This window comes from Bradyrhizobium sp. PUT101, from assembly GCF_052043945.1.
In the GTDB taxonomy this organism is placed as follows: domain Bacteria; phylum Pseudomonadota; class Alphaproteobacteria; order Rhizobiales; family Xanthobacteraceae; genus Bradyrhizobium.
On the sequence record NZ_CP197207.1, the window covers coordinates 3,251,239 to 3,277,978 of the forward strand.

Consider the following 26,740-nt stretch of genomic DNA (forward strand, 5'->3'; position numbering starts at 1 on the left):
AGAGTCACTCAGAACGGCTCGCTGCCCAGCCCCGGCACATCGGCCGGCCTTGGCCCCGGCGCCGGCCAGTGAAACCGGCGATCCTTCTCCGCGATCGCGATGTCGTTGATCGAGGCCTCGCGCCGCTTCATCAGGCCGTGCTCGTCGAACTCCCACTGCTCGTTGCCGTAGGAGCGATACCACTGGCCGCCGGCATCGTGCCACTCGTACTGGAAGCGCACCGCGATGCGGTTGCCGTCGAAGGCCCAGAGGTCCTTGATCAGCCGGTAGTCCAGCTCCTTCTCCCATTTGCGGGTGAGGAACGCGACGATGGCCTCGCGACCCTGTAACACCTCGGAACGATTGCGCCAGCGGCTGTCCTCGGTATAGGCGAGCGACACGCGCACCGGATCGCGAGAATTCCAGGCGTCCTCGGCCATGCGGGCCTTTTGCGCAGCGGTCTCGCGGGTGAAGGGTGGAAGCGGCGGGCGCGACATGATGGCCTCATCGGTTGTTCGGGCCGTGAATTTATCGCCGCAGTCGGCGGAGTCGATAGGTCATCACAAATCAGGCGATCACTTATCGGGCGATCACGAAATCAAATCGGCTTTCATCAGCATGCGGATCGACTTCGGAATCGGCTGGGCGCGACCGCCGCTGATGAAGGCAACGCGCACTTCGGCCTTCACCAGCACGTCGCCGCCGCGCCGCACCTCCTGCGCCAGCATGATGGAGGCGCCCTTCACCGCGATCGGCCAGGTCACGATGTCGAGCACGTCGTCCATCCGCGCGGGCTTGAGGAAATCCAGATGCATCGAGCGGACGACGAAGGCAAAGCCGGCGCCCTCCGTCTCGACCTCCTCGAACAGCGCCTGCTGCTCCGCGCCCATCAGCCTGAGATGATTGGTGCGTCCGCGCTCCATGTAGCGCAGATAATTGGCGTGATAGACGATCCCCGAGAAATCCGTGTCCTCGTAATAGACGCGGACCTGCATGTGGTGGCGGCCGTCGCGAATATCGCCGTCCAGATGGGCAGTCACGTCGTGAGCCTCTTCGCTTGTCGCTGTCGGCCCGTTTTGCGCAAAAACCGCGGTCCGCGCAAGCGTGTTAGGACACAACCGGCGCGGCCCGCCCCAGCGTCACCTCGACGACCTCCGGCGGCACGCCGACGCGCAGCGGCATGATGCTGCACCCGAGGCCACCGGAGATGATGACGTCGCATTTCAGCCTGACATGACCATAGGCGAGGCGGACGCCATGCTGCGGCGGCACAGCGGGGGACCAGCCGAGCAGGCGGACCTGGCCGCCGTGAGTGTGGCCGGACAGTTGCAGCGCGACACGCGCCGGCACACGAGGTGCGATGTTGGGCTCATGCGCGAGCAGGATGATGGGCGCATCGTCCGTGACCTTGGCGAGCGTCGCATTGAGATCGTCGGCACCGAAGCGCACCATGCTCCGGAAACGGCGCGCCGGCAGAAAGGCCAATTGATCGCCGAGACCGGCGAGCCAGAAAGGGCGGCCGTGCTTGGTGAGGCGCACGACGTCGTTCTCGTAGACGGGGATGCCGGCCGCTTCCAGCGCGCGGTGCGCGACGGTCACCCCCTGCCCGGCCCGCTGCACCGTCCTGTCATCCCAATAATCGTGGTTGCCCATGACGGCGTGGACGCCGAGCGGCGCCTTGAGGCCGGCCAGAACGCGCGCCCATTCGCTGCACGGAATGATGCGCGTGACCTGATGCAGGCCGGCGACATAGTCGCCGAGCAGCACGATGAGGTCGGCGTTCAGCGCGTTGGTGCGGTCGACGATGGCCTCGACCCGGTCCAGCGGCATCCAGGGATCGCAGGCATGGAGGTCGGCGATGACGGCGATCTTCAACGGAAGGTCCGCCGGCCACTGCCGCAGCGTCGGATGATAGCGGGTGACGCGGAGCCGCAGCATCGGCTCGACTCCGACGCCATAGGCGGCGGTCGAGACGCCGAGGGCGGACAGGCCGCCGATGGAACGGATGAGATGACGGCGCGTGATCATGGAAGCTCGTTTCCGATACAGCTCCTCGATGCGATGCGATTGAAGCGGAATTGGGATGCGCTCGTGCAGATCGTCTGCACAAGATTACCGGAAATTCATGACAGACGGAGCGCTTCGCACTTGCGGAGACCAGTCGTCGCTCACGTGGGCGCCAAGCGAGCCGGCTTGTGCCGAGTCAACGCGGCAGAGCGCGCGCAGAGGAGGAGCCACAGCACCAACCACTGGAGCGGCACAATCATCGTCGGACCGTCCAGGATCGCACCAATCAAAATCAGTGCGACTGGCACGAACAGCAAAGCCGTCACGCCGGTCCAGAAGGCGTTGACCAGCGGCCGACCGGAAGCGTTGGAGAAGACCTTGGCCGGCAACCTCGAGCCCACCACAAAAACAAGCCAGATCGCAAGGTAAGGCACGAACAGCCAAAGCAGAATGTCCTGAACCTGGGACATCGGGATCACGACTGAATCGGACCACGGCGGATAATATCCGCGTGTCAACTCGGTCATGAACAACAGATCGTAGGCAGGGATTTGCAGCAGCCAGGCCGCGCTCGCCAGACCGACGATCCAAATGCTCTTAGGCGTCGACAGCTCTCTCCAGGCCTTCTTACGGTTCCACAACATGAAGCCAAGCATTGTCACCCCGGACGCAACCAGCCCTGCGCCAGCATCGACGAGGCCCCACTTGCTGGTGCGCAAATTATTCATCGACCTGTACCAGTCCTCATCGCTACATCGCCGATCCGGGCTGGCGTTCGGAACGCCGGGCACACACTCCTGCCCGAGCCTGATCCGCTCCGAAGCGGCAGCGTCGGTGTATGCAGGTGTCGCGATGCCGATGGCGATCAGCAGGAAGCCGACCGTAGTTATGGAGAGAATGAGACATGCAAGCCGATAGCGTCTCGGTCCGAAGCAATCTTTAACCACGCTATCCCTCTGGCTCGCAATCGACGGCAATACAGCTCAAGCGATGAGACACCCGACGAAGGGATCATCGCCATTCATTCTAGCAGAAATCGGATGATATCGTGCAGATATTGCGCAGATCAGCCGTCGCTCTCGTCCGTCCCGAACAGGCCGAACTGGGCCGCCGCATCGCGCGAGGGCTCGGCGATGCCGAGGTGGCGGAAGGCGTGCGAGGTGAGCAGGCGGCCGCGCGGGGTGCGTTGCAGATAGCCGCACTGGATGAGATAGGGCTCGATGATGTCCTCGATGGCATCGCGCGGCTCGGACAGCGCGGCGGCCATCGTCTCGACACCGACCGGACCGCCACCATAGTTGAGCGCGATGGTCGAGAGATAGCGGCGGTCCATGGCATCGAGCCCAGCGGCGTCGACCTCGAGCGCGCTCAGCGCGTGGTCGGCGATCTTGCGGTCGATCTTGTCGGCATCGGCTGCGGAGGCGAAATCTCGCACGCGCCTGAGCAGCCGCCCGGCGATACGTGGCGTGCCGCGGGCCCGGCGCGCGATCTCGTTGGCACCGTCAGCGGTCATGCCGACATTGAGCACGCGCGCGCCGCGGCTGACGATGCTTTCCAGTTCCTCGATGGTGTAGAAGTTGAGTCGGACCGGAATGCCGAAGCGGTCGCGCAAGGGATTGGTGAGAAGGCCTGCGCGTGTGGTGGCGCCGACAAGAGTGAATTTCGACAACTCGATCTTCACCGAGCGCGCCGCCGGGCCCTCGCCGATGATGAGATCGAGCTGAAAATCCTCCATCGCCGGATAGAGCACCTCCTCCACCGCGGGGCTGAGGCGATGGATCTCGTCGATGAAGAGCACGTCGCGCTCTTCGAGATTGGTGAGGAGCGCAGCGAGATCGCCCGCCTTGGCGATCACCGGCCCCGAGGTGGCGCGGAAACCGACGCCGAGCTCTTTGGCCACGATCTGCGCCAGCGTGGTCTTGCCGAGGCCGGGCGGGCCGACGAACAGCACGTGATCCAGCGCCTCGCCACGCTTGCGCGCCGCCTCGATGAAGATCGAGAGATTCTTGCGCGCCTGCTGCTGGCCGACGAAGTCGGACAGCGATTGCGGGCGCAGGGCGGTATCGCCGACATCGTCGCTGCGGCGCTCGGGCGAGACCATGCGGTTGGCCTTGGGATCGCTCACTTCGCGAGCTCCTTCAGGCCAAGTCGAATGAGCTGCGCGGTCTCGGCATTCTCGCCCGCACTACGCGAGGCCGATGCGATGGCCGCGGCGGCCTGCGGCTGGCCGTAGCCGAGATTGACCAGTGCGGAGATCGCATCCGCCACGGGCCGCGGCGCGCGCTGGTCGTCGACGGCGCCGGCGAGATGCACGACAGCGGGATCGACATTGGCGAAGGCCGGCGCCTTGTCCTTCAACTCGGTGACGATGCGCTCGGCGACCTTGGGGCCGACGCCGGGCGTGCGCGCCACCGCCGCCTTGTCGCGCAGCGCAATGGCATTGGCGAGGTCGGCGGGCGAGAGCGTGCCGAGCACGGCGAGCGCGACCTTGGCGCCGACGCCCTGCACGGTCTGCAGCAGGCGAAACCATTCGCGCTCCTGATCGGTGCGGAAGCCGAACAGTTTTATCTGGTCCTCGCGGACGTAGGTCTCGATCGACAGCACGGCGGCCTCACCCGGCGACGGCAGATGCTGCAAGGTGCGCGACGAGCAATGCACCTGATAGCCGACACCGCCAACGTCGAGGATGACGAAATCCTCGCCATAGGAATCGATCAGGCCCTTGAGCTTGCCGATCATGGCTGCGCCCCCATCGCTTGAAGGACGCACGGCAATGACTCACCGTTCCCTCCCCCCTTGTGGGGGAGGGTCAGGGAGGGGGGTACCGCATGGGGATTCTCTCGAAGGCGCGAGGGTAACGCGCGCAGCTCATTGACGACGGCGGCACCACCGCTGCGGCTACCCCTCTCCCCAGCCCTCCCCCACAAGGGGGGAGGGAGCACACCGTCCATGCGGCTCATCTGTGCCTCACAACGCGCATTAGAGACCCACCACCTTCAGCCGGAGCGCCGCGCTCTGGCGATGATGGGCGTGGGTGATGGCGATGGCGAGCGCGTCGGCGGCGTCCGCGGACGGCGGCTCGGCTTTCGGCAGCAGGATCTTCAGCATCATCGCGATCTGTTGCTTGTCGGCGTGACCGGCGCCGACCACCGTCTTCTTGACCTGGTTCGGCGCGTATTCGGCGACAGAGATGCCGAACATTGCGGGCGCCAGCATGGCGACGCCGCGGGCCTGGCCGAGCTTCAGCGTGGCAACGCCGTCCTTGTTCACAAAGGTCTGCTCGACCGCGGCTTCCATCGGCTGGTGGTTGGAGAGAACGGCCGCGAGCCCTTCATGGATCACGAGCAGGCGGCTCGACAGCGGCAGGTCGTCCGGCGGCTCCACCGAACCGCAGGCGACGTAGATCAGCCGGTTGCCCTCGGCCTCGATCACGCCCCAGCCGGTGCGGCGCAGGCCGGGGTCGATGCCGATGATGCGAACGGGGCCACGAATCGGGAGCGCAGTCATGGGCCAGTGATAGCGGCTGGCCGCCGCGGGGGAAACAGAAACAGAACGGAAGTAACAGGGGAAGTGGGGTCTCGTGCCCGGGCGTAGCGCGGCACGCAGTGCTGCGACGCTGAACCGGGGCCCAGCAGGCGTCTGGACCCGGAGAACGATGGGTCCCGGCTCTGCGCAGCAGCGTTTCACGCTGCAGCGCGTCCGGGACACGAGAACGGTGTCAGCCGCCCATCTTTGCCATCAGCGCGTCGGACACCTCGAAGTTGGCGTAGACGTTCTGAACGTCGTCGTGCTCGTTGAGCAAATCCATCAGCTTGAAAAGCTTCTCGGCGGTCTCGTCATCGACGGCGACCGTGTTCTGCGGCTTCCAGATCAGCGCGGCCTTGCGCGGCTCGCCGAACTTGGCTTCCAGCGCCTTGGCGACGTCGCGATAGCCTTCGGTCGAGGCGTAGATCTCGTGGCCGTTCTCGCCCGAGATCACGTCGTCGGCGCCGGCCTCGATCGCGGCATCCAGCATGGCGTCGTCGGAGGCGACGCTGCGGTCATATTCGATGACGCCCGTGCGGTCGAACATGAACGACACCGAGCCGGTTTCGCCGAGATTTCCGCCGGACTTGGTGAAGAAGGAGCGGATGTCGGAAGCGGCGCGGTTGCGGTTGTCGGTCAACGCCTCGACGATGACGGCGACACCGCCGGGGCCGTAGCCCTCGTAACGGATCTCGTCATAGTTCTCGCCGTCGCTGCCGAGCGCCTTCTTGATGGCGCGTTCGATATTGTCCTTCGGCATGTTCTCCTGGCGCGCGGCGATCACGGCGGCGCGCAGGCGCGGGTTCATGGCCGGATCAGGCGTCCCCAGCTTGGCTGCGACGGTGATTTCCCGCGCCAGCTTGCCGAACAGCTTCGACTTCTGGGCATCCTGCCGCCCCTTGCGGTGCATGATGTTCTTGAATTGGGAATGTCCGGCCATGCGTGGTCTCGTTAAGGAATCGTGCGCCAAGGTGAGCGTGGGAAGCGCGGCCTTATAGGCCGCCAACCCACCGGAATGAAAGAGGCACTACGACTTTAAGGTAACAACGTACTGGCTCGTGCCTAGGGGGCAGGCACCGTTAACCCTGATTTCATTCCGGACTGCGAAAATAGCGCCCGACCGTTCTCCGACAAGAGAGGCCCGATGGCGTTCGGAATATTTCGGAAGCGTCTGCCGGACCAGGCTGCGCCTGCGACAGCCCTGGAGGCTCCGCAGCCGGCGGCCCATTCCGCGCCCGCCCCGGCCGCCGAAAGTGATTCGGCCCGGGAAATCCTGGAACTGCTGGAACTCGAGCTCGGCGCGATGATCCGCCAGCTCGAGCGCGCCGCCAATTCGGTGGCCGGAGGCGCCGAGGCGACCGCCGCGACGCTTGCCGCCATTCGCGACCGCACCGACGCCCTGACCGGCCGGACCAACGCGGCGCAGTCGACCGCCTCCACCTTCGCCCATGCCGCCGACAAGTTCACCCAGTCCGCGCAAGGGATCGGCGCGCAGGTCCGCAATGCCGGCAAGCTCGCCGACGAGGCCAGCGCCGCGGCGCAGGAAGCCCGCGCCAATGTCGAGCGCCTGCGCGAATCCTCCGCCGCCATCGGCAATGTCGTCAATCTGATCGCACAGATCGCACGGCAGACGACGCTGCTCGCGCTCAACTCGACCATCGAGGCCGCACGCGCGGGCGATGCGGGCAGAGGATTTGCTGTCGTCGCCACCGAGGTCAAGGCGCTCGCGGTCCAGACCCAGGGCGCGACGGAGGAAATCACCAGGAAGATCGACGCGCTCCAGCGCGACGCCGCCGGCTCTGCTGATGCCGTGCACCGCATTTCCCAGGCGATCGAGGCGATCCGCCCGGTCTTCGACACCGTCAACGGCGCGGTCGCCGAGCAGAACGCCACGACCAGCGAAGTCTCCGGCAATGCCGCCAACGCCTCGGAGTTCATCATCTCGGTCGGCGAGAGCGCGGCCGAGATCGATGCCGCGACCAAGGCGGCCGAGACCCATGGCGAGAGCGTTGCCAGTGCCGGCAAGGCCGTCACCACTTTTGCTCAAAAACTGAAATCGCGCTGCGCCGTGCTGCTCGGCCAGAGCGAGCATGACGACCGCCGCAAGACCGAGCGGCTGCCCTGCCATCTCAAGTTCGAGACCGCGCGCGGCGTGATGCCGGTCTATGAAATAGCGATGGATGGCGTGCTGATCGGCGGCGCGGATGCAGGCGGGCTTGCACCGCAGGCGATGATCGAAGGCACCCTCGAAGACATCGGCGCCTGCCGCCTGCGCGTGGTCGAGCAATCCAAGGCCGGCGCCCGCGCGCAATTCGTCGGTCCCAACGCCGCGCTCGGCGAGAAGATCGAGGACAAGCTCTGGTCGATCCACGAGGAGAACACGGAGCTGGTCACCCGCGCCATGGAGGCGGGCAATGCGCTGACGAAGATATTCGAGCAGGCTGTTGCGCGCGGCGAGGTCAGGATGGAGGACCTGTTCGACACGGACTACGTGGAAATTGCAGGCACCAATCCGCAGCAATACCGCACGAGATATCTCGACTGGGCCGACCGTGCCCTGCCGCCGTTCCAGGAAGCCTTCCTGGCGCGGGAGCCGCGGATGGCGTTCTGCGCCATGGTCGACCGCAACGGCTTCCTGCCGGTGCACAACAAGATCTATTCGCATCCGCAGCGGCCGGGCGACGTCGCCTGGAACACGGCCAACAGCCGCAACCGGCGGATGTTCAACGATCCGGCGGGGCTCGCCGCCGCGCGCAACCTGCGCTCGTACCTGGTCCAGAGCTATGCGCGCGACATGGGCAACGGGAACACGGTGATGATGCGCGAGATCGACGTCCCGATCCGCGTGCAGGGCCGTCACTGGGGTGGCTTCCGCACGGCCTACAAGCTGTAGTGCTCTCCCGAGTGCACTCTTGGGCAAGACACCGGCCGCGAATCATCCTCTAAGCCGAAACTGGAATGGGAATGCCGCCGAGAGCCGATCAACGGCCCTGACTGGAGAGAGCCCGTACATGTCCCAGGCACAGCTTGCAGTATTGGACACAGGATCGAACCGGACGCTCGCCGAGCGGCTGATCGATCAGCTCGCCGACCGCATCGGCGGCCTTGGCGTGGAACTCGCCGACATCGCCGGCAACGTCCAGGAAGTCGCAAACCGCGTCGCGAACCAGTCGGAACGGTTCCACCACCTGCAGAAGACGGCCGAGACGATGGTCTCGGCCAACCACGACATCGCCAACGCATCGCAGGCCGTGCAAACGACCACGTCGGCGGCGGTCGGCGAGATCGCGCAATCGCGCAGCGCCGTCGACACCGCGGTCAGCCATATCTCCGAGCTCGTCGCAGCCGTGGAGCGGATCGAGGCGCGCCTGAGCGCCGTCGGCTCGGCACTGGCGCAGGTGGCAAAGGTATCCGGCTCGATCGAGGCGATCGCCAAGCAGACCAATCTGCTCGCGCTGAATGCCACCATCGAAGCGGCACGCGCCGGCAATGCCGGCCGCGGCTTCGCGGTGGTCGCAAGCGAGGTCAAGAACCTCGCGGAAGCCACCCGCCAGGCCACGCACCAGATCTCCGACACCGTGCGCGATCTCGACGGCCAGATCGAAGGCCTGATCGGCGAGAGCAGCGACGCTTCGCAGCGCGCCAAGACCGCCGGCGAAGGCGCCCGGCAGATCTCCGGCATCATCACGCGCGTCCAGCAGGGCTTTGCCTCGGTGGAAGCGGAGATCGACAGCGTCGCGCGCGCGGCGACCTCCAATCTCGGACACTGCGACACCGTCATCAGCGAACTCAGCGAGCTCGCCAAAGGCGTCGAGCTCTCTTCAAGCGACCTCAAGAACGCCGACGAGCGGGTGGCGAAGCTGCTCGACACCTCTGAAGGCCTGATCGCGCTGATTGCCGACAGCGGCGTGGAGACGTCGGACGCGCCGCTGATCCGTGTGGTCGTCGACACCGCGAAGCGGATTTCCGCGGAGTTCGAGGCCGCGATCGACCGCGGCGACATCACGCTCGACCAGCTCATGGACGAGAACTATCGCGAGATCCCCGGCACTGATCCGAAACAGTACCTCACCAGCTACGTCGCGTTCACCGACCGCGTGCTGCCCGCGATCCAGGACCCGATCCAGAAATCCGATCCCCGCATCGTGTTCTGCGTCGCCTGGGCGAGGAGCGGCTATCTGCCGACCCACAATCCGAACTACCGGCTGCCGCAGGGCAAGGACCCCGTCTGGAATAACGCCAATTGCCGCAACCGCCGCCTGTTCACCGATCGCACGGTGAAGAAGGTTGCGGCCAATACGAAGCCGTTCCTGCTGCAGACCTATCGCCGCGACATGGGCGGCGGGCAGTTCGTGCTGATGAAGGATCTGTCCTCGCCGATCATGATCCGCGGCAAGCACTGGGGCGCGTTCCGGATGGGATTCCGGCAGGGCTGACCACCGTTGCGCGACGGCGCTCCGGCCTCGCCACAACAAAAAGCTCGAAAACAACCCCATGCACAGTAGCCGGGGTTTGAGAAATCAATGGCTTAGACGGGCAGGCCATGGCGCGTTTTGACTCGTCGGGCAAAACAGGGGCATAATGCTATTATTCCGAAATCGCGTATCCTCGTCCCACCCTCTCCAGTGAGGTGGAACTACCGCAGGGTCTTGGCCGCCGCCTGAGCAATCGCCTCGTCCTTCGAGACGACCGCTTTCAGCGGTCCCTCAGGATGAGGCTATGCAGCGTCGGCGCCCGTGGAATTGCTACCGCGCGGTCCGCCCTCATCCTGAGGGCCCGCCACCGGCGGGCGTCTCGAAGGATGGGCTGCGGGCGAGCTGTCCGCCACATTCCTTGATCTGCGATTCCCCTCTCCACGAGGATAAAGGTAAGGCAATCGGCCGTTGCGATTGATGTCGCGCGTGCCCGCCCTCGCCCACTTTCACAATCGCACGAGTTTCGTCATCGCATGATTTTGCGCGTTCGCACGATCATCTGCGGCGGTCGATGACGCACGCGACGAAGATGCGTCAAAACATGACGATTATCATACCAATTGGCCCAAAACCTTCGCAGCGATCGCCGCACAAATTCGTGAACGTCATGGCCTCACGCCTCGTCCGCGCAAATATGCATTGCCGGAAATTTCGACGCTTCATCGTTTCGCACCGATATGATTATCGTCGCGCAAAATTCGTCGACGCGATCGCCGCAAGCGATCGCCGAGCAAGGGAATGCATATGGCAACTGTTCTCACCATCAACGGCGAAACAAAATCCTTCGACGCGCCACCTGAAATGCCGCTGCTGTGGGTGCTGCGCGACATCCTCGGCATGACCGGCACCAAGTTCGGCTGCGGCATCGCGCAATGCGGCGCCTGCACGGTGCATGTCGACGGCAAGGCGGTGCGCTCCTGCGTGCTGCCGGTGAGCGCGGTCGAGAACCGCGCCGTCACCACGATCGAAGCCGTCGGCAGCACGCCTGCGGGCGCGAAGGTGCAGAAGGCCTGGCTGGAGGCGGAAGTGATCCAGTGCGGCTACTGCCAGTCCGGCCAGATCATGGCGGCCGCGGCGCTGCTGGCGACGACGCCCAATCCCGACGATTCCGACATCGACGCCGCCATGGCCGGCAACATCTGCCGCTGCGGCACCTATGTGCGCATCCGCGAGGCCATCAAGCAGGCCGCCAACGGCCGCCAGACCTGAGGTTCGCCATGAATGTACATCACAGCGTCTCCCGCCGCGCAGTCCTGACCGGCGGTCTCGCCACCGGCTTCCTGCTCGCCTTCCACCTGCCGCTGCGCGCCGCCGTCAACGAACCGGTGCAGCCGCGCGATACGACCGACGGAAAGTTCGCGCCCAATGCGTTCATCCGGATCGACCCGGAAGGCGTGACCACGCTGGTGATGCCTCAAGTCGAGATGGGTCAAGGAATCTACACCGCGATCTCGATGATCCTGGCCGAGGAGCTCGACGCGGACTGGTCGAAAGTCCAGCTGCTGCACGCACCGGCCAACGAGAAGCTCTACGGCAACCCGATCTTCATCATTCAGGCCACCGGAGGCTCTACATCGGTCCGGGCATTCTGGAAGCCGCTGCGCGAAGCCGGCGCCAGCGCGCGCGCCATGCTGGTGCAGGCCGCGGCTGCGCAATGGGACGTCGACCCAGCAAGCTGCACGACCTCGAAGGGTCAGGTGACCCACAAGGCGAGCGGTCGGACGGTCTCCTATGGCGCGCTGGCCGTCGCAGCAGCAGGCCAGACGCCGCCCAAGACGCCCGCGCTCAAGGACCCCAAGGATTTCGTTTACATCGGCCAGCCGTTCAAGCGGCTCGACACCCCCGACAAGGTCAACGGCAAGGCAGTCTACGGCATCGACGCCATCGTGCCGGACATGAAGTTCGCGACGCTGGCGCAGTGCCCGGTGTTCGGCGGCAAGGTCGACAAGGTCGATGATCGTGCCGCCAGGGAAATACCGGGTGTGCGAAAGATCGTCGTGCTCGACGATCTCGTCGCCGTCGTCGGCGATCACATGTGGGCGGCGAAAAAGGGCCTGGACGCGCTCGACATCGCGTGGAACGAGGGACCGAACGCAAAGATCAATTCGAAAGCGATCTGGGACGATTTGCGCACCGCCAGCGCAAAGGACGGCGTGGTTGCCAAATCCACCGGGGACATCGCCAAGGGCCTCGCGAGCGGTGAGAAATTCGAGGCTTCGTTCGAACTGCCGTTTCTCGCGCACGCAACGATGGAGCCGTTGAACGCCACGGTTCATTGCAAGCCCGATTCCTGCGAGATCTGGACGGGAACGCAGATCATGGCGCGCGTGCAGTCGGAGGCAGCGAAGGCGGCCGGGCTTCCGGTCGAGAAGGTGATCGTCAATAACCACCTGCTGGGCGGCGGTTTCGGCCGCAAGCTCGAGCCCGACATGGTGGTCGCGGCCGTTCGCATCGCCAAAGAGGTCGACGGGCCGGTCAAGGTGGTGTGGACCCGCGAGGAAGACATTCAGCACGATATCTATCGTCCCGTGTATCGCGATACGATCGCAGCGACCTTGTCGGGCGGCAAGATCGTCGGCTGGAAATACAAGATCGCCGGCGCTTCGATCATCGCGCGCTGGCTGCCGCCGGCGTTCCAGAAGGGCATCGATATCGACGCGATCGATAGCGCCACCGACGTGCCCTACGACATCCCGAATGTCCACGTCGAATATGTGCGGGCCGAACCGCCGGCGATACCAACTGGGTTCTGGCGCGGAGTCGGTCCCAACAACAACGTGTTTGCCGTCGAATGCTTCATCGACGAACTGGCGCGCAAGGCGGGCAAGGACCCGGTCGAGTTTCGCCGTGGAATGCTGGCCAATCAGCCGCGCTTCCTGTCCGTCCTCAATCTCGCGGCAGAGAAGGCCAATTGGGGGCAACCCTTGCCGGCGCGCGTCGGACGCGGGGTGTGCTTGCAACCCTCTTTCGGGAGTTTCATCGCAACCGTGGTGGAAGCGGAGGTCGACGAGCAAGGCGAGATCAATCTACGCCGTGCGACCTCGGTGGTGGATACCGGCATCGCCGTCAATCCCGATACGATCGTGGCTCAGGTCGAGGGCGGATTGATCTTCGGCCTGACTGCCGCGCTCTACGGCGAGATCACCATCGAGAAGGGGCGTGTCCAGCAATCCAACTTCAATGACTACCGGATGCTGCGGATCAACCAGACGCCGAAGATCGAGGTTCATGTCGTCAAGAGCGGCGAGGCTCCCGGCGGAATTGGCGAGACCGGCACGACGGCGGGACCGCCGGCGCTGCGCAACGCGATCTACGCCGCAACCGGCGTGGCGCTGCGGCGCCTGCCGATCGACCGGAAACTGCTGGCTGCGGGAAAGAAGGCATGAGCGGCAAGATGCGTATCCTCGCCAGCATCGTCGTGATCGCCATCGTCGCGGTGGCGCTCGGCGTCTTCATCATCCGCGGACCCGGTCCGCTCGACTTCGCGGGCGGCACGAAAGTGGCGCTGGCGGATTATCGCGCGGGCAAGCCGACCGGCGTGCCGGCGAAGCTCGAGAAAGCCGGCATCGTCGAGCGCGGCGAATATCTCACCAAGGCCGCCGACTGCATGGTCTGCCACACCAAGCCGGGAGAGAAGGAGTACTCCGGCGGTCTCGCCTTCAAGCTGCCGTTCGGCACGCTCTATTCCACCAACATCACGCCGGACAAGGACACCGGCATCGGCAATTACAGCGACCAGGATTTCCTGAACGCGGTCCAGCACGGCAAGCGCCGTGACGGCGCGCGGCTCTATCCGGCGATGCCATACACGTCCTACACGTTCATGACCGACGAGGACGTGCTGGCGGTGAAAGCCTATCTGTTCAGCCTGCCGGCGGTGCGCGCGAAGGCGCCGGACAACACGCTGTCGTTCCCGTTCAACCAGCGCTGGGCGATGATTGTCTGGTCGGCGGTGTTCAATCCGGATACGCGCTTTGCGCCCGACACCTCGAAGAGCCCGGAGTGGAACAGAGGCGCGTATCTTGCGGAGGCCTTGGCGCATTGCGGCGAGTGCCACACCCCGCGCAATCTCGGCTTCGCGCTGGACAACCGCAAGAAGTTCGCCGGCGCCATCACGGCGGGCTGGCGCGCCTTCAACATCTCCTCGGACAAGGCGACAGGCCTCGGCAACTGGAGCGACCAGGATCTGATCTCGTATCTGTCGCTCGGCCATGCGCCGGGTCATGGCTCGGCCTCGGGTCCGATGGGTGAGGCGGTCGACAACAGCTTCAGCCATTTCGCCCCCGAAGACATCCGCGCCATTGTCGCCTATCTGCGCAGCGTGCCGCCACAGGCTTCGCCCGACCTGCCGGCCACCACGGCACCCGTCGCACCGGCCTCGCACCGCGACGGCGTCACGGCGGATGCCCGTGGCAAGCAGGTGTTCGCCAGCGCCTGCGCCAGCTGCCACGGCTGGAGCGGCGAGAGCCCGGTCTCGCCGATGGCGACGCTCACCGGCACCTGGGCCGTCAACGACCCCGCCGCCACCAACGTCGCGCAGATCGTGATCTCGGGCACCAGGCGCCACACGCCTGACGGCGCGCTGTCGATGCCCGCATTCGGCAAGGCCTACACCGACGACGAGATCGCGGCGGTGGCGAACTACGTCACGGCGCGGTTCGGGACGAAGGGCTCGAAGCTGACGGCGGAGGACGTGGCGGAGCTGCGGCAGCAGACGGCGGAGTAGCGTATGGCGAGATTGATGCGTGATCGCGCGTCAATTTCCGTTGTCGTCCCGGACAAGCGTAGCGAAGCGGAGCGCAGATCCGGGACCCATAACCACAGGATGTGGTTTGGCGAAGACTCGCAATTACCAGCTTCGTGCAACAACTTCTCCCTGGGGTTATGGGTCCCCGCCTTCGCGGGGACGACACCTAGGGTGGAGCGTGGTTCTTCAGCTCAGCCAGAACTTCGGCGTCGTCGGCTCGAGCCGTCCACCCACGCGCACCGGCGCGATGCGGAGGGCAAGGCCCGTGGCGTCATCCGTCTCCACCGCGACGCCGCTGAGCGTCGCCGCGCCCGCGGCCGGCTCGAAGCGGGCCGACGGAATCCCCGAGGTGAACCGGCGCAGCGGTTCTTCCTTCTGCATGCCGATGATGGAATCGTAATCGCCGGTCATGCCGGCATCGGTCATGTAGGCGGTGCCGCCTGACAGGATCTGGTGGTCGGCGGTCGGCACATGGGTGTGCGTGCCGACGACGAGGCTGGCGCGGCCGTCGCAGAAGAAGCCGATGCCCTGCTTCTCGCTGCTCGCCTCGCAATGAAAATCGACGACGATGGCGTCCGCAGCAACGCCGAGCGGACAGGCGCCGAGCTCGCGCTCTAGCGCCGCGAAGGGATCGTCGAACGGGGTCATGAAGACGCGACCCAAAGCGTTGACGACGAGCGCATGCCTGCCGTTCTTGGTCTCGACCAGCGCAGCGCCGCGGCCGGGCGTGCCGCGCGGATAGTTCGCCGGCCGCACCAATCGCTCGGCGCGCTCGATGAACACCAGGGCTTCACGCTGGTCCCAGGAATGATTGCCGAGCGTCACCGCGTCGGCGCCGGCATCGAGAAACTCCTGGTAGATCGCTTCCGTTATGCCGAAGCCGCCGGCGGAATTCTCGCCATTGACGACGACGAAATCGAGCGACCAGTCCTTGACCATGCCGGGCAGGTATTCGGCGATTGCCGTGCGCCCGCTACGGCCGACGACGTCACCCACGAAGAGAATGCGCAACTTCAGAACTCCGGAAATCGAACACGTCCGATTCCGTTAGCACATAATCCAGCGCGACGTCGTGCGATAGTGCCGGAACCGCCTCGATCTCCTGCGCCGCAAAGGCAAGCCCGATGCCGATGATGTGCTTCGTTTTCCGCAAATGCGCAAAGGTGAAATCGTAATGCCCCGCGCCATAGCCGATGCGGTGGCCGAGACGGTCGAAGGCCGCGAGCGGTGTCAGCATGATGTCGGGGATGACTTCGGCAGCCGCAGGTGACGGCTCGGGAATGCCGAGCGGGCCGAGCATCAGGCGGTCGTTCGGATGGAAGATGCGGAAGATCAGCGACTGGCCGCGCGCGCTGACGCAAGGCAGCGCCAGCTTTACATCCTGCTCGGCGAGCTTCTTCAAGAGCGGCATCGGATCGATCTCGTTGCGGATCGGCGAATAGCCGGAGACGATGCTGCCGGGCAGCAGCTCGAACGGCAACCCGCGCCTGGCGAGCTTTGCGGCCGCGGCGATGCGCTTCTTGTCGCTCAGTGCGTCGCGCTTGGCGAGGGCTTTGGCACGGAGTTCGGCTTTCGAAGCGGACATGCGCTTTGGTCCCTCACGTCATCACCCGCGAAAGCGGGTGATCCAGTATTCCAGAGGCGGTGGTGATTCACACAGAGGCCGCGGCGTACTGGATGCCCCGCCCCGTGCGCAATTGCGCACTCGGGGGGCATGACACCTGTTGAACTGGCCGCAATCGTTTCAACAAGCACAAACCAAGCAGACAAAAGTGCGAAGCCGCGTACGCCGTTGAAGCACTCGATCCCGGAGTTCCCTACGAAAGTAGGTGGGCACCATATGTCCGGGCCCACGGGCCCGGCCAGGGACAGTTCCCTAAAGGATCGATAAGGCCCCGGGGATATATGGCTCCTGACGCACGTCGCAGCCTCGCCCGCGCAATGTAACAACTGTACTGGGGAAGTGCCAGTGCGGCACATCAGACCGGATGGTGTTTGGGTGAAACGCTCGCGCCGCGGGCTGGCTCAGCCTCTCCCGCTTGCGGAAGAGGTCGGCGCAGAGCGCCGGGTGAGGGTTGTCTCCTCTTGGGGGTTCTCGATTGTCGATACACCCTCTCCCCAGCCCTCCCCCGCAAGCGGGGGAGGGAGCGCACCAGCTTCGTGGCAACCATCGAGGCTTTCACCTACCCGATCGCGATGCCGCCTCCGACGGTCCGGTTCAGGACCTGGGTCGACTTCTCGATGCGTTCGGCGGCGGCGTTGAGCGCGTTCACCACGGCGGTCTGCGTCAACCGGGCGCGCTCGACGGCGGCGTTGCGGAAGTCCCGGAGCTCGACCAGCTCCTGCTCCATGGTGCGGATGCGGTTGCCGGCGTCGATCAACTCGTCGCACACGGTCAGCGCCGCCATCACCGTCAGGCGCGCATCGCCGATCTCGCCGAATTTTCCGCGCAGCGACTGGATGCGTGTCTCCAGGCTCTCGGCGAGCTTGAGCAGCCGCACCTCCTGGCCCTCCTCGCAGGCCATGCGGTATTGCCGGCCGTTGATGGTGACGTTGATGTGGCTCATCCGTCCTCTCCGGTATCGAGCACCGAGCGTATCGTGACGATTGCGGAATCCAGCCGGTCGGAAATCTCGCGATTGGTGCGCTCGAGCTTGCGCGCCTTCACCAGCGCGCCATCGAGCTCGTCGGCGAGACGCGAGCGATCAGCGCCAAGCGCCTGGATCCGCGCCGCGAGCTCGTTCTCGTCGCGATCGGCATCGCGTCGCCGCTCGACCGCGCTTTCGAGTGCGTCGAGCGCAGCCGTGAGCCTGCGGGTCGCAATCTCGATCTCGACGGCGGATGATTCCGTCATGGCAGAGCTGTTGGACACGCGATCGTTCATGCAGTCAGCGGCGGAACCTGGCGGCCTTTGCCCAGTGGCCTTTCCCTGGAGCTTGCCGTCCGGCAAAAGACTCGGTTCGGCAAGCGGTTAGAAGCAGAAATTTACGTGGCAAGCTAGCCCAGCGCAACGCCGCCGCAAAACTATGCACCGATCAATCGGGAAGACGTCGTGCCGATCCCTCAATTCCGCCCGCCACGATCCCTGCGGAAAACGATCTCCACACAGGCAACTTTTACGGTCAAACCGGCGTTTGACTGCCTTGGACTCCCGGAACCGAGATGCTATCCCAGCCCCGACCTTCAGTGGCCGCCAGGCTCCTCCCGCGCGGGCGTACATCGCCAAGCGCCTCATTTCAGACGGATTTCAGACATGACGCAGGTCGATCACACCCGTATGGCCAACGCGATCCGCGGCCTTTCGATGGACGCTGTCGAGAAGGCGAAATCGGGCCATCCCGGCCTGCCGATGGGGGCGGCCGACATCGCCACGGTGCTGTTCACGCAGTTCCTGAAATTCGACGCCGCCGCGCCGGCCTGGCCGGACCGCGACCGCTTCGTGCTCTCGGCCGGCCACGGCTCGATGCTGCTCTATTCGCTGCTGTACCTGACCGGCAATACCGAGATGACGCTGGACCAGATCAAGCAGTTCCGCCAGGTCGACTCGCTCACTCCCGGTCACCCCGAGAATTTCCGCACCAAGGGCATCGAGACCACCACCGGGCCGCTCGGCCAGGGCATCTCGACCGCGGTCGGCATGGCGCTCGCCGAGAAGATGCTGGCCGCCGAGTTCGGCAAGAAGATCGTCGACCACCACACCTATGTGCTCGCCTCCGACGGCGATCTGATGGAAGGCGTGTCGCAGGAAGCGATCGCGATGGCCGGGCACTGGAAGCTCAACAAGCTGATCGTGCTCTACGACGACAACGGCATCTCGATCGACGGCCCGACCTCGCTCTCCGATTCCGTCGACCAGGTGAAGCGCTTCAAGTCGGCGGGCTGGGCCGCCGAGAAGATCGACGGCCAGGATCAGGCGGCCATCGCCGCCGCCATCACCCGCGCGCAAAAATCGAACAAGCCGACGCTGATCGCCTGCCGCACCACCATCGGCTTCGGCGCGCCGCACAAGGCCGGCACCTCGAAGGTGCATGGCGAGGCGCTCGGCGCCGACGAGCTCAAGGCCGCCAAGGAAAATCTCGGCATCTCGCTCGAGCCGTTCTCGGTGCCCGACGACGTGCTGAAGGCGTGGCGCGCGGCCGGCAGCCGCGGCGCCGCGGCACGCCAGGAGTGGGAAGCACGGCTCGGCGAGCTCGGCAGCCGCAAGCGCGCCGAGTTCGAGCGCCGCCTGCGCCATGAGCGCCCGGCGTCGCTGGCGAAGGCGCTGAGGGCGCACAAGAAGGAGCTGCTGGAGAAGCCGCTGACGGCCGCGACGCGCAAATCGTCGGAGGCTGCGATCGAGGTGATCGCCGCCGCGATGCCGATGGAATTCCTGGCCGGCTCGGCCGATCTCACCGGCTCCAACAACAACAAGGCGAAGTCGGCGACCGCCTTCTCGGCCAAGACGCCGAAGGGCCGCTTCATCCATTACGGCATCCGCGAGCACGGCATGGCCGCCGCGATGAACGGCATCTTCCTGCACGGCGGCTTCGCGCCGAACGGCGCGACCTTCCTGGTGTTCACCGACTACGCACGTCCCGCGATGCGCCTCGCCGCGCTGATGGGCACCGGCGTCGTCTACGTGATGACGCACGACTCCATCGGCCTCGGCGAAGACGGGCCGACGCATCAGCCGGTCGAGCATCTCGCCGCGCTTCGCGCCATTCCCAACATGCGGGTGTTCCGCCCCTGCGATTCCATCGAGGTCGCAGAATGCTGGGAGCTCGCGCTCAACCGCATCGACGGTCCGACCGTGCTGGCACTGACGCGGCAGAACCTGCCGCAGCTGCGTACCACCGCACCGAACGACAATCCCTGCGCAGCCGGCGCCTATGAGCTGGTCGCAGCCCAGGGCGAAGCCAAGGCGACGTTGTTCGCCTCCGGCTCCGAGGTCGAGATCGCGGTCGCTGCCCAGAAGCAGCTCGCGGAACGCGGCATCGCGTCACGGGTCGTCTCTGTTCCCTCGCTCGAGCTGTTGTTAGCGCAACCAGAGGCCAAGCGCGCCGCAATCATCGGCAACGCGCCGGTCAAGATTGCGATCGAGGCCGCCGTGCGCTGGGGCTGGGACGCCGTGATCGGCCAGGACGGCGAATTCATCGGCATGCATTCCTTCGGCGAAAGCGGTCCCGCCAAGGAGCTCTACAAGCATTTCGGCATTACCGCCGAGGCTGCGGTTAACGCTGTGCTGAAGCGCATTTCCTGAGAGTTGAGCTTGCCCCAAAAAAGGACTACGTAATCTTCCATATGATCAAGCACCGCCCGGCCGAACCGGGCGCCCGCCCCTAAAAAAACCCTCGCAGGCGCACGCAAGCGCGTTGTGCGGGATGACAACGGTCATTGAAGGAGACGAAACATGGCAGTCCGCGTCGGAATCAACGGTTTTGGCCGCATCGGCCGCAACGTCCTGCGGGCTATCGCCGAGTCAGGCCGCAAGGACATCGAGGTGGTCGGCATCAACGATCTCGGCCCGGTCGAAACCAATGCCCATCTGCTCCGTTTCGACAGCGTCCATGGCCGCTTTCCCGGCACCGTCACCGTCGATGGCGACTCCATCAGCTTCGGCAACGGCAAGATCAAGGTGACCGCCGAGCGCGATCCCGCGAAGCTGCCGTGGAAGGATCTCGGCGTCGACATTGCGCTGGAGTGCACCGGCATCTTCACCTCGAAGGACAAGGCCTCGGCGCATCTGACCGCCGGCGCCAAGCGCGTGCTGGTCTCCGCGCCGGCCGACGGCGCCGATGCCACCATCGTCTACGGCGTCAACCACGACACCCTCACCAAGGATCATCTGGTCGTCTCCAACGGATCCTGCACCACCAATTGTCTTGCTCCTGTCGCCAAGGTGCTGAACGATCTCGTCGGCATCGAGACCGGCTTCATGACCACGATCCACGCCTATACCGGCGACCAGCCGACGCTGGACACGCTGCACAAGGATCTCTACCGCGGCCGCGCCGCGGCGATGTCGATGATCCCGACCTCGACCGGCGCTGCGAAAGCGATCGGTCTCGTGCTGCCCGAGCTGAAGGGCAAGCTCGACGGCGTCGCGATCCGCGTGCCGACCCCGAACGTCTCGGTGGTCGATCTCAAGATCGTCGCCAAGCGCGCCACCGACGCCAAGGAAATCAACGCGGCGATGAAGCGCGCCAGCGAACAGCAGCTCAAGGGCATCCTCGGCTACACCAGTGCGCCGAACGTCTCGATCGACTTCAACCACGATCCGCACTCCTCGACCTTCCACGAGGACCAGACCAAGGTGCAGAACGGCACGCTGGTGCGCGTGATGTCCTGGTACGACAACGAGTGGGGCTTCTCGAACCGCATGGCCGACACCGCCGTCGCATTGGCGAAGGTGATCTAACTCCGCTCTCGTGTCCCGGACGCGATGCAGCGTTCACGCTGCGTCGCAGAGCCGGGACCCATCCTAACCGCGGGACTCGCCGCAACGTGGGTCCCGGTTCTGCACAGCGGCGCTTTGCGCCGCAATGCGCCCGGGACAAGGAAGCGTCCGATGACCAACAAATTCCGCACCCTCGACGACGTCGACGTGAAGGGCAAGCGCGTATTGCTGCGCGTCGACCTCAACGTGCCCATGGAGAACGGGCGCGTCACCGACGCCACCCGGCTCGAGCGCGTGGCGCCGACCATCACCGAAATCTCGGACAAGGGCGGCAAGGTCATCCTGCTCGCGCATTTCGGCCGGCCGAAGGGGCGCGATGCCAAGGACTCGCTCAAGCCCGTCGCCGAGGCGCTGTCGAAGGTGGTGAAGAAGCCGGTCGCCTTCGCCGACGACTGCATCGGCGAGCCTGCGGCCAAGGCCGTGGCGGCGCTCAAGGACGGCGACATCCTCTGTCTCGAAAACACCCGCTTCCACAAGGAAGAGGAAAAGAACGATCCGGCCTTCGTCGCGGAGCTCGCAAAGCTCGGCGACATCTGGGTCAACGACGCGTTCTCAGCCGCGCACCGCGCCCACGCCTCGACCGAAGGCCTCGGCCACAAGCTGCCGGCCTATGCCGGCCGCACCATGCAGGCCGAGCTCGATGCGCTGGAGAAGGCGCTGGGGTCCCCGACCAAGCCCGTCATCGCGATCATCGGCGGCGCAAAAGTCTCGACCAAGATCGACTTGCTCGAGAATCTCGTGACCAAGGTCGACGCGCTCGTGATCGGCGGCGGCATGGCCAACACCTTCCTGCACGCCCAGGGCGTCGCGATCGGCAAGTCGCTGGCCGAGAAGGACCTCGCGCCGACCGCGCTGCGCATCATGGAGAAGGCGGACGCGGCCAACTGCGCCATCATCCTCCCCGTGGATGCAACGGTCGCCTATCATTTCGCGGCCAACGCGCCGTCGCATGCCTATGGGCTCGATGCGATCCCGGCCGACGGCATGATCCTCGATGTCGGCCCGCAATCGGTCGCGCGCGTCCACGCGGCGATCGACGATGCGGCGACCCTGGTCTGGAACGGGCCGCTGGGCGCCTTCGAGATGCAGCCGTTCGACCGCGGCACGGTCGCGGCCGCCAAGCATGCCGCCGAGCGCACCAAGGCCAAGAAGCTGGTCTCGATCGCGGGCGGCGGCGACACGGTCGCTGCGCTCAACCAGGCCCATGTGGCCGGTGACTTCACCTATGTGTCGACCGCCGGTGGCGCGTTCCTCGAATGGATGGAAGGCAAGCCGCTGCCCGGCGTCGAGGTTCTGCGTATCAAGTAATCAAGCGGCCTTGCAGGCCCCAACGGGAGAAAGACACAGATGGCTCGGATCACGTTACGTCAACTGCTCGACCACGCGGCGGAGAACGATTACGGCGTACCGGCCTTCAACATCAACAACATGGAGCAGGCGCTGGCGATCATGAACGCCGCCAACCAGGTCGACGCACCCGTCATCATCCAGGCCTCGCGCGGCGCACGCTCCTACGCCAACGACGTCATGCTCAAGCACATGATGGACGCGGTGACCGAGATCTATCCGCACATTCCGGTCTGCGTGCATCTCGACCACGGCAACGAGCCGGCGACCTGCATGACCGCGATCCAGGCCGGCTTCACCTCGGTCATGATGGACGGCTCGCTCAAGGCCGACGGCAAGACCCCCGGCGACTGGGGCTACAATGTCGGCGTCACCAAGACGGTGACCGACATGGCCCATCTCGGCGGCATCTCCGTCGAAGGCGAGCTCGGCGTGCTCGGCTCGCTCGAAACCGGCATGGGCGACAAGGAAGACGGCCACGGCGCCGAGGGCAAGCTCAGCCACGACCAGCTCCTGACCAATCCGGACGAGGCCGTGAAGTTCGTGAAGGAGACCAAGGTCGACGCGCTCGCGATCGCGATGGGGACTTCTCACGGTGCTTACAAATTTACCCGCAAGCCCGACGGCGACATCCTCGCCATGAAGGTGATCGAGGAGATCCACCGCAAGCTGCCGAACACCCATCTCGTCATGCACGGCTCCTCGTCGGTGCCGCAGGATCTCCAGGACATCATCAACGCCTATGGCGGCAAGATGAAACCGACCTGGGGCGTGCCTGTTACCGAGATCCAGCGCGGCATCAAGAACGGCGTGCGCAAGATCAACATCGACACCGACAACCGCATGGCGATGACCGGCCAGATCCGCAAGGTGCTCAAGGACAATCCGGAAGAGTTCGATCCGCGCAAATATTTGAAGCCGGCGATGGAAGCGATGACCAAGCTGTGCAAGCAGCGGCTCCAGGAGTTCAATACCGCCGGCCAGGCCTCCAAGATCAAGAAGGTGCTGACCACCGCCGAGATGGCCAAGCGCTACGCCAAGGGCGAGCTCGATCCCAAGGTGGCGTAAGCGATCCCCGCGTCGCGTAGCGATCACGACGGTGGCGTAAGCCACGTACTCTCTCCGTCATTCCGGGGCGCCGCAAAGCGGCGAGCCCGGAATCCATAACCTCGGCCTGGGGTTATGGATTCCGGGCCCGCGCCTCTCGGCGCATCCCGGAATGACAGTTTTCTTGTGGTACGGTACTTCCTCCCCCCTTACCCTGCGACGAACGTTAACTCGGCAATTGCCCGAGAACGGTCTATTTTTGCAGGCAAGGGCAGACTTGTTTTGGGAGGACCTCTCGATGAATCTGACTGAGCTCACCAGGATCGCCACCGCCATGGTCGTATCAGGCAAGGGCATCCTTGCCGCCGACGAATCCTCCGGCACCATCAAGAAGCGCTTTGACGCCATCGGCGTGGAATCGACGGAAGAGAACCGCCGCGACTATCGCGAGATGCTGTTTCGCGCCAAGGACGCCATGAGCCAGTACATCTCCGGTGTGATCCTCTATGACGAGACGATCTGGCAGGATGCCAAGGACGGCACGCCGCTGGTCAGGCTGATCGAGCAGAGCGGCGCCATTCCCGGCATCAAGGTCGACGAGGGCACGCAAGCCCTGCCGATGTGCCCGGGCGAGCTCGTGACCGTCGGGCTCGACAAGCTCGCCGAGCGGCTGAAGAAATACTATGAGCGCGGCGCGCGCTTTGCCAAATGGCGCGCGGTGATCGACATCGGCAGCGGCACTGACGGCCGGGGCATCCCCTCGATGACCGCGATCAGCGTCAACGCCCACGCGCTGGCGCGCTACGCGGCGCTGTGCCAAGCCGCGCAGATCGTGCCGATCGTCGAGCCGGAAGTGCTGATGGACGGCGATCACGACATCGACCGGTGCTATGAGGTGACGCAACGCGTGCTCAACAAGACGTTCCAGGAGTTGCGCGTGCAGCGCGTCGCGCTCGAAGGCATGGTGCTGAAGCCAAACATGGCAATCTCGGGCAAGAAGTGTCCAAGGCAGGCCTCCGTCGAAGAGGTCGCGGAGAAGACGATACGGCTGCTCAAGGCCTGCGTGCCCGCAGCGGTGCCCGGCATCGCTTTCCTCTCCGGCGGCCAGTCCGACGAGGAGGCGACCGCGCATCTCAATGCCATGCACAAGCTCGGCCCGCTGCCCTGGGGCCTGACCTTCTCCTACGGCCGCGCGCTCCAGGCCGCGCCGCAGAAGGCCTGGTCCGGCAAGGCCGGGAACGTCGCGGCCGGGCAGCGCGCCTTCAGCCATCGCGCGCGGATGAACGGCCTCGCCTCCAAGGGCGAATGGCAAAGCAGCCTGGAACAGAAAGCAGCCTAGATCTTGTCGAACAAACCGCCTCCGCAGCGCCCGGCGCCGCGTCTCTACCTCGCGACGCCAGTTGTCGATGACCCTGCGGGGCTCGTCGCCGAGTTGCCGGGCCTGCTCGCTTCGGCCGATGTCGCGGCCGTGCTGCTGCGGCTGAAGGAGACGGACCAGCGCACCATGATCTCGCGCATCAAGGCGTTGGCGCCGCCGGTGCAGAAGGCAGGCGCAGCGCTCCTCGTCGACGGCCATCCTGAAATCGTCGCGCGCGGCGGCGCCGACGGCGCGCACCTCACCGGCCTTGCCGCGCTGGAAGAGGCGGCGCCCTCGCTCAAGCCCGATCGCATCGCCGGCGTCGGCGGGCTCACGACGCGCCACGATTCCATGAGCGCGGGCGAGATGGGTGCCGACTATGTGCTGTTCGGCGAGCCCGACAAGAATGGCGAGCGCCCGTCATCCCAGGCCATCGCCGAACGGCTGGACTGGTGGGCGGAGCTGTTCGAGCCGCCCTGCGTCGGCTTTGCCACTTCGCTGGAAGAGGCCTACGATTTCGCCGCCAGCGGTGCCGATTTCGTGCTGGTCGGCGACTTCATCTGGGCCGATCCGCGCGGGCCCAAGGCCGCGCTGGTCGAGGCCGATGCTGCGATCAAGAAGGCCCATGCGACGGCGCCGACGAGCCAGGATCCTGCGGGTCAGGAGCACGGCTAGCGCCCCGACATGAAGCTCCCATGCATCACCATGCTGGCCACGCTGCTGCTCACGGCGCCCGCGGCCGCGCAGCTCCAGATCACGCCACCGGCCGCAACGCCGAGCGCCCCCGCCGAAAAGCAGAAGCCCAAGCCGCACACGATCACCAAGAAGAAGGAGGCCGCTCCCGCGCCGAAACCTTCGGCCTCCCCCAAGCCGTCTCCCTCGCCCAAGCCGGCCGCAACCGTGATCCCCGCGCCGCCGACCGACGATCCCAAGGTCGATCTGGTCTACGGCGCCTATCAGCGCGGCCAGTACAAGACGGCGTTCGAGCTCGCCACCGCCCGTGCACAAGCCGGCGATCCCAAGGCGATGACCATGCTCGGCGAGCTCTATTCCAACGCGATGGGCATCCGGCGCGACTACGCCAAGGCAGCCGAATGGTACAAGCGCGCCGCCGATTCCGGCGATCGCGAGGCGATGTTCGCGCTCGCCATGCTGCGCATTTCAGGCCGCGGCGGCCCGGTCGACAAGGGCGAGGCGGTCAAGCTGATGGCCTCCGCCGCCAAGCTCGGCGAGCCCAAGGCCGCCTATAACCTCGCCTTGCTCTATCTGGACGGCCAGACTCTGCCGCAGGACGTCAGGCGCTCAGCGGAGCTGCTGCGCCAGGCCGCCGATGCAGGCCTGCCCGAGGCGCAATACGCGCTCGCGACCTTCTACAAGGAAGGCACCGGTGTGCCGAAGGACCCGGAACGCGCAGTGCGGCTGCTCCAGGCCGCCTCGCTCGCCGACAATGTCGATGCCGAGGTCGAATATGCGATCGCGATGTTCAATGGCACCGGCACACCGAAGAACCAGCCGGCCGCCGTCGCGTTGCTTCGCAAGGCGTCCCGTCAGGGCAGCGCGATCGCGCAGAACCGGCTGGCATGGGTGCTGATCAACGGCGTGGGCACACCCATGGACAAGGTCGAGGGCTTCAAATGGCACCTGGTGGCCAAAACGGCGGGCAAGGGCGACCCCGAGCTCGACAAGGAATTATCCGATCTGCCGGCCGAGGAGCGGGCCAAGGCCGAGGCCGCCGCCAAGAAATGGCTCGGGTCCAAATGACTTGACGCAATGACTTGACGCAAGCGCCCTCGCAGGGCACCCAATCCCTCAAACGGGCG

24 protein-coding genes and 1 other RNA gene are annotated in these 26,740 nt (G+C 65.4%); 12 read left to right on the plus strand and 13 right to left on the minus strand.

What is annotated here, in order from left to right; translation table 11 throughout:
• Positions 1-8 precede the first annotated feature (8 nt).
• From ACSHT2_RS16005 to ACSHT2_RS16040, 8 genes are all read right to left on the minus strand, one after another.
• The gene (locus tag ACSHT2_RS16005; RefSeq protein WP_440642405.1) at positions 9-476 is read right to left on the minus strand and encodes a nuclear transport factor 2 family protein; all 468 of its coding nucleotides are present in this window, start codon (positions 474-476) and stop codon (positions 9-11) included.
• A gap of 93 nt (positions 477-569) precedes the next feature.
• Positions 570-1,019, minus strand: coding sequence for a tol-pal system-associated acyl-CoA thioesterase (gene ybgC, locus ACSHT2_RS16010; protein WP_319331704.1), 450 nt, complete (start codon positions 1,017-1,019; stop codon positions 570-572).
• 67 nt (positions 1,020-1,086) lie between these two features.
• Positions 1,087-2,007 (minus strand): metallophosphoesterase, encoded by a 921-nt coding sequence (locus ACSHT2_RS16015; RefSeq protein ID WP_440642406.1) that lies wholly within the window; start codon positions 2,005-2,007, stop codon positions 1,087-1,089.
• A gap of 140 nt (positions 2,008-2,147) precedes the next feature.
• Complete coding sequence (locus ACSHT2_RS16020) at positions 2,148-2,933, minus strand: hypothetical protein (protein WP_319331707.1); 786 nt, start codon at positions 2,931-2,933, stop codon at positions 2,148-2,150.
• A 119-nt stretch (positions 2,934-3,052) separates the two neighbouring features.
• Positions 3,053-4,111 carry a Holliday junction branch migration DNA helicase RuvB gene (ruvB, locus tag ACSHT2_RS16025; RefSeq protein WP_319331709.1) on the minus strand — a complete coding sequence of 353 codons (1,059 nt, stop codon included), beginning with the start codon at positions 4,109-4,111 and terminating at the stop codon, positions 3,053-3,055.
• Positions 4,108-4,725 carry a Holliday junction branch migration protein RuvA gene (gene ruvA / locus ACSHT2_RS16030; RefSeq protein ID WP_028182470.1) on the minus strand — a complete coding sequence of 206 codons (618 nt, stop codon included), beginning with the start codon at positions 4,723-4,725 and terminating at the stop codon, positions 4,108-4,110. Before ruvA ends, ruvB begins: the two co-directional genes overlap by 4 nt.
• A gap of 240 nt (positions 4,726-4,965) precedes the next feature.
• Positions 4,966-5,493 carry a crossover junction endodeoxyribonuclease RuvC gene (gene ruvC / locus ACSHT2_RS16035; protein ID WP_440642407.1) on the minus strand — a complete coding sequence of 176 codons (528 nt, stop codon included), beginning with the start codon at positions 5,491-5,493 and terminating at the stop codon, positions 4,966-4,968.
• A gap of 211 nt (positions 5,494-5,704) precedes the next feature.
• Positions 5,705-6,451: a YebC/PmpR family DNA-binding transcriptional regulator gene (locus tag ACSHT2_RS16040; RefSeq protein ID WP_271529707.1), complete on the minus strand. Its 747-nt coding sequence runs from the start codon at positions 6,449-6,451 to the stop codon at positions 5,705-5,707.
• Between the two features lie 204 nt (positions 6,452-6,655).
• On the opposite strand from ACSHT2_RS16040, the gene ACSHT2_RS16045 reads away from it, so the two are divergent.
• From ACSHT2_RS16045 to ACSHT2_RS16065, 5 genes are all read left to right on the plus strand, one after another.
• Positions 6,656-8,404, plus strand: a complete 1,749-nt coding sequence (locus ACSHT2_RS16045; protein WP_440642408.1) for a methyl-accepting chemotaxis protein — start codon at positions 6,656-6,658, stop codon at positions 8,402-8,404.
• 118 nt (positions 8,405-8,522) lie between these two features.
• Complete coding sequence (locus ACSHT2_RS16050; protein WP_440642409.1) at positions 8,523-9,947, plus strand: methyl-accepting chemotaxis protein; 1,425 nt, start codon at positions 8,523-8,525, stop codon at positions 9,945-9,947.
• A 783-nt stretch (positions 9,948-10,730) separates the two neighbouring features.
• On the plus strand, positions 10,731-11,195 hold the full coding sequence (locus ACSHT2_RS16055) for a (2Fe-2S)-binding protein (protein ID WP_440642410.1): 465 nt from the start codon (positions 10,731-10,733) through the stop codon (positions 11,193-11,195).
• Positions 11,196-11,203: 8 nt separating this feature from the next.
• Complete coding sequence (locus tag ACSHT2_RS16060) at positions 11,204-13,372, plus strand: molybdopterin cofactor-binding domain-containing protein (RefSeq protein ID WP_440642411.1); 2,169 nt, start codon at positions 11,204-11,206, stop codon at positions 13,370-13,372.
• Complete coding sequence (locus ACSHT2_RS16065; RefSeq protein WP_440642412.1) at positions 13,369-14,712, plus strand: c-type cytochrome; 1,344 nt, start codon at positions 13,369-13,371, stop codon at positions 14,710-14,712. Before ACSHT2_RS16060 ends, ACSHT2_RS16065 begins: the two co-directional genes overlap by 4 nt.
• Positions 14,713-14,919: 207 nt before the next feature.
• Here the strand turns inward: ACSHT2_RS16065 and ACSHT2_RS16070 are convergent, their stop codons facing one another.
• From ACSHT2_RS16070 to ACSHT2_RS16090, 5 genes are all read right to left on the minus strand, one after another.
• Entirely contained in the window at positions 14,920-15,744 is an 825-nt protein-coding gene (locus ACSHT2_RS16070) for a TIGR00282 family metallophosphoesterase (protein WP_440642413.1), read from the minus strand.
• Positions 15,722-16,318 (minus strand): 5-formyltetrahydrofolate cyclo-ligase, encoded by a 597-nt coding sequence (locus tag ACSHT2_RS16075; RefSeq protein WP_440642414.1) that lies wholly within the window; start codon positions 16,316-16,318, stop codon positions 15,722-15,724. The genes ACSHT2_RS16070 and ACSHT2_RS16075 overlap by 23 nt, the downstream gene beginning before the upstream one ends.
• Before the next feature lie 188 nt (positions 16,319-16,506).
• Positions 16,507-16,667: non-coding RNA, 6S RNA (ssrS, locus tag ACSHT2_RS16080), on the minus strand.
• A 249-nt stretch (positions 16,668-16,916) separates the two neighbouring features.
• On the minus strand, positions 16,917-17,300 hold the full coding sequence (locus ACSHT2_RS16085; protein WP_319329082.1) for a cell division protein ZapA: 384 nt from the start codon (positions 17,298-17,300) through the stop codon (positions 16,917-16,919).
• Positions 17,297-17,617, minus strand: a complete 321-nt coding sequence (locus ACSHT2_RS16090) for a DUF4164 domain-containing protein (RefSeq protein WP_014439722.1) — start codon at positions 17,615-17,617, stop codon at positions 17,297-17,299. The genes ACSHT2_RS16085 and ACSHT2_RS16090 overlap by 4 nt, the downstream gene beginning before the upstream one ends.
• A gap of 369 nt (positions 17,618-17,986) precedes the next feature.
• On the opposite strand from ACSHT2_RS16090, the gene tkt reads away from it, so the two are divergent.
• The 7 genes from tkt (at position 17,987) to ACSHT2_RS16125 (ending at position 26,681) form a co-directional block, all read left to right on the plus strand.
• The gene (gene tkt / locus ACSHT2_RS16095; protein ID WP_440642415.1) at positions 17,987-19,972 is read left to right on the plus strand and encodes a transketolase; all 1,986 of its coding nucleotides are present in this window, start codon (positions 17,987-17,989) and stop codon (positions 19,970-19,972) included.
• A 150-nt stretch (positions 19,973-20,122) separates the two neighbouring features.
• Entirely contained in the window at positions 20,123-21,130 is a 1,008-nt protein-coding gene (gene gap, locus ACSHT2_RS16100; protein WP_440642416.1) for a type I glyceraldehyde-3-phosphate dehydrogenase, read from the plus strand.
• A 150-nt stretch (positions 21,131-21,280) separates the two neighbouring features.
• Complete coding sequence (locus ACSHT2_RS16105) at positions 21,281-22,477, plus strand: phosphoglycerate kinase (RefSeq protein WP_440642417.1); 1,197 nt, start codon at positions 21,281-21,283, stop codon at positions 22,475-22,477.
• Positions 22,478-22,516: 39 nt separating this feature from the next.
• Positions 22,517-23,584 carry a class II fructose-bisphosphate aldolase gene (gene fba, locus ACSHT2_RS16110; protein ID WP_440642418.1) on the plus strand — a complete coding sequence of 356 codons (1,068 nt, stop codon included), beginning with the start codon at positions 22,517-22,519 and terminating at the stop codon, positions 23,582-23,584.
• A gap of 277 nt (positions 23,585-23,861) precedes the next feature.
• On the plus strand, positions 23,862-24,902 hold the full coding sequence (locus ACSHT2_RS16115; protein WP_440642419.1) for a class I fructose-bisphosphate aldolase: 1,041 nt from the start codon (positions 23,862-23,864) through the stop codon (positions 24,900-24,902).
• Between the two features lie 3 nt (positions 24,903-24,905).
• Complete coding sequence (locus ACSHT2_RS16120) at positions 24,906-25,595, plus strand: thiamine phosphate synthase (protein ID WP_440642420.1); 690 nt, start codon at positions 24,906-24,908, stop codon at positions 25,593-25,595.
• Positions 25,596-25,604: 9 nt separating this feature from the next.
• Positions 25,605-26,681, plus strand: coding sequence for a tetratricopeptide repeat protein (locus ACSHT2_RS16125; RefSeq protein WP_440642421.1), 1,077 nt, complete (start codon positions 25,605-25,607; stop codon positions 26,679-26,681).
• The last annotated feature ends 59 nt before the right edge of the window (positions 26,682-26,740 follow it).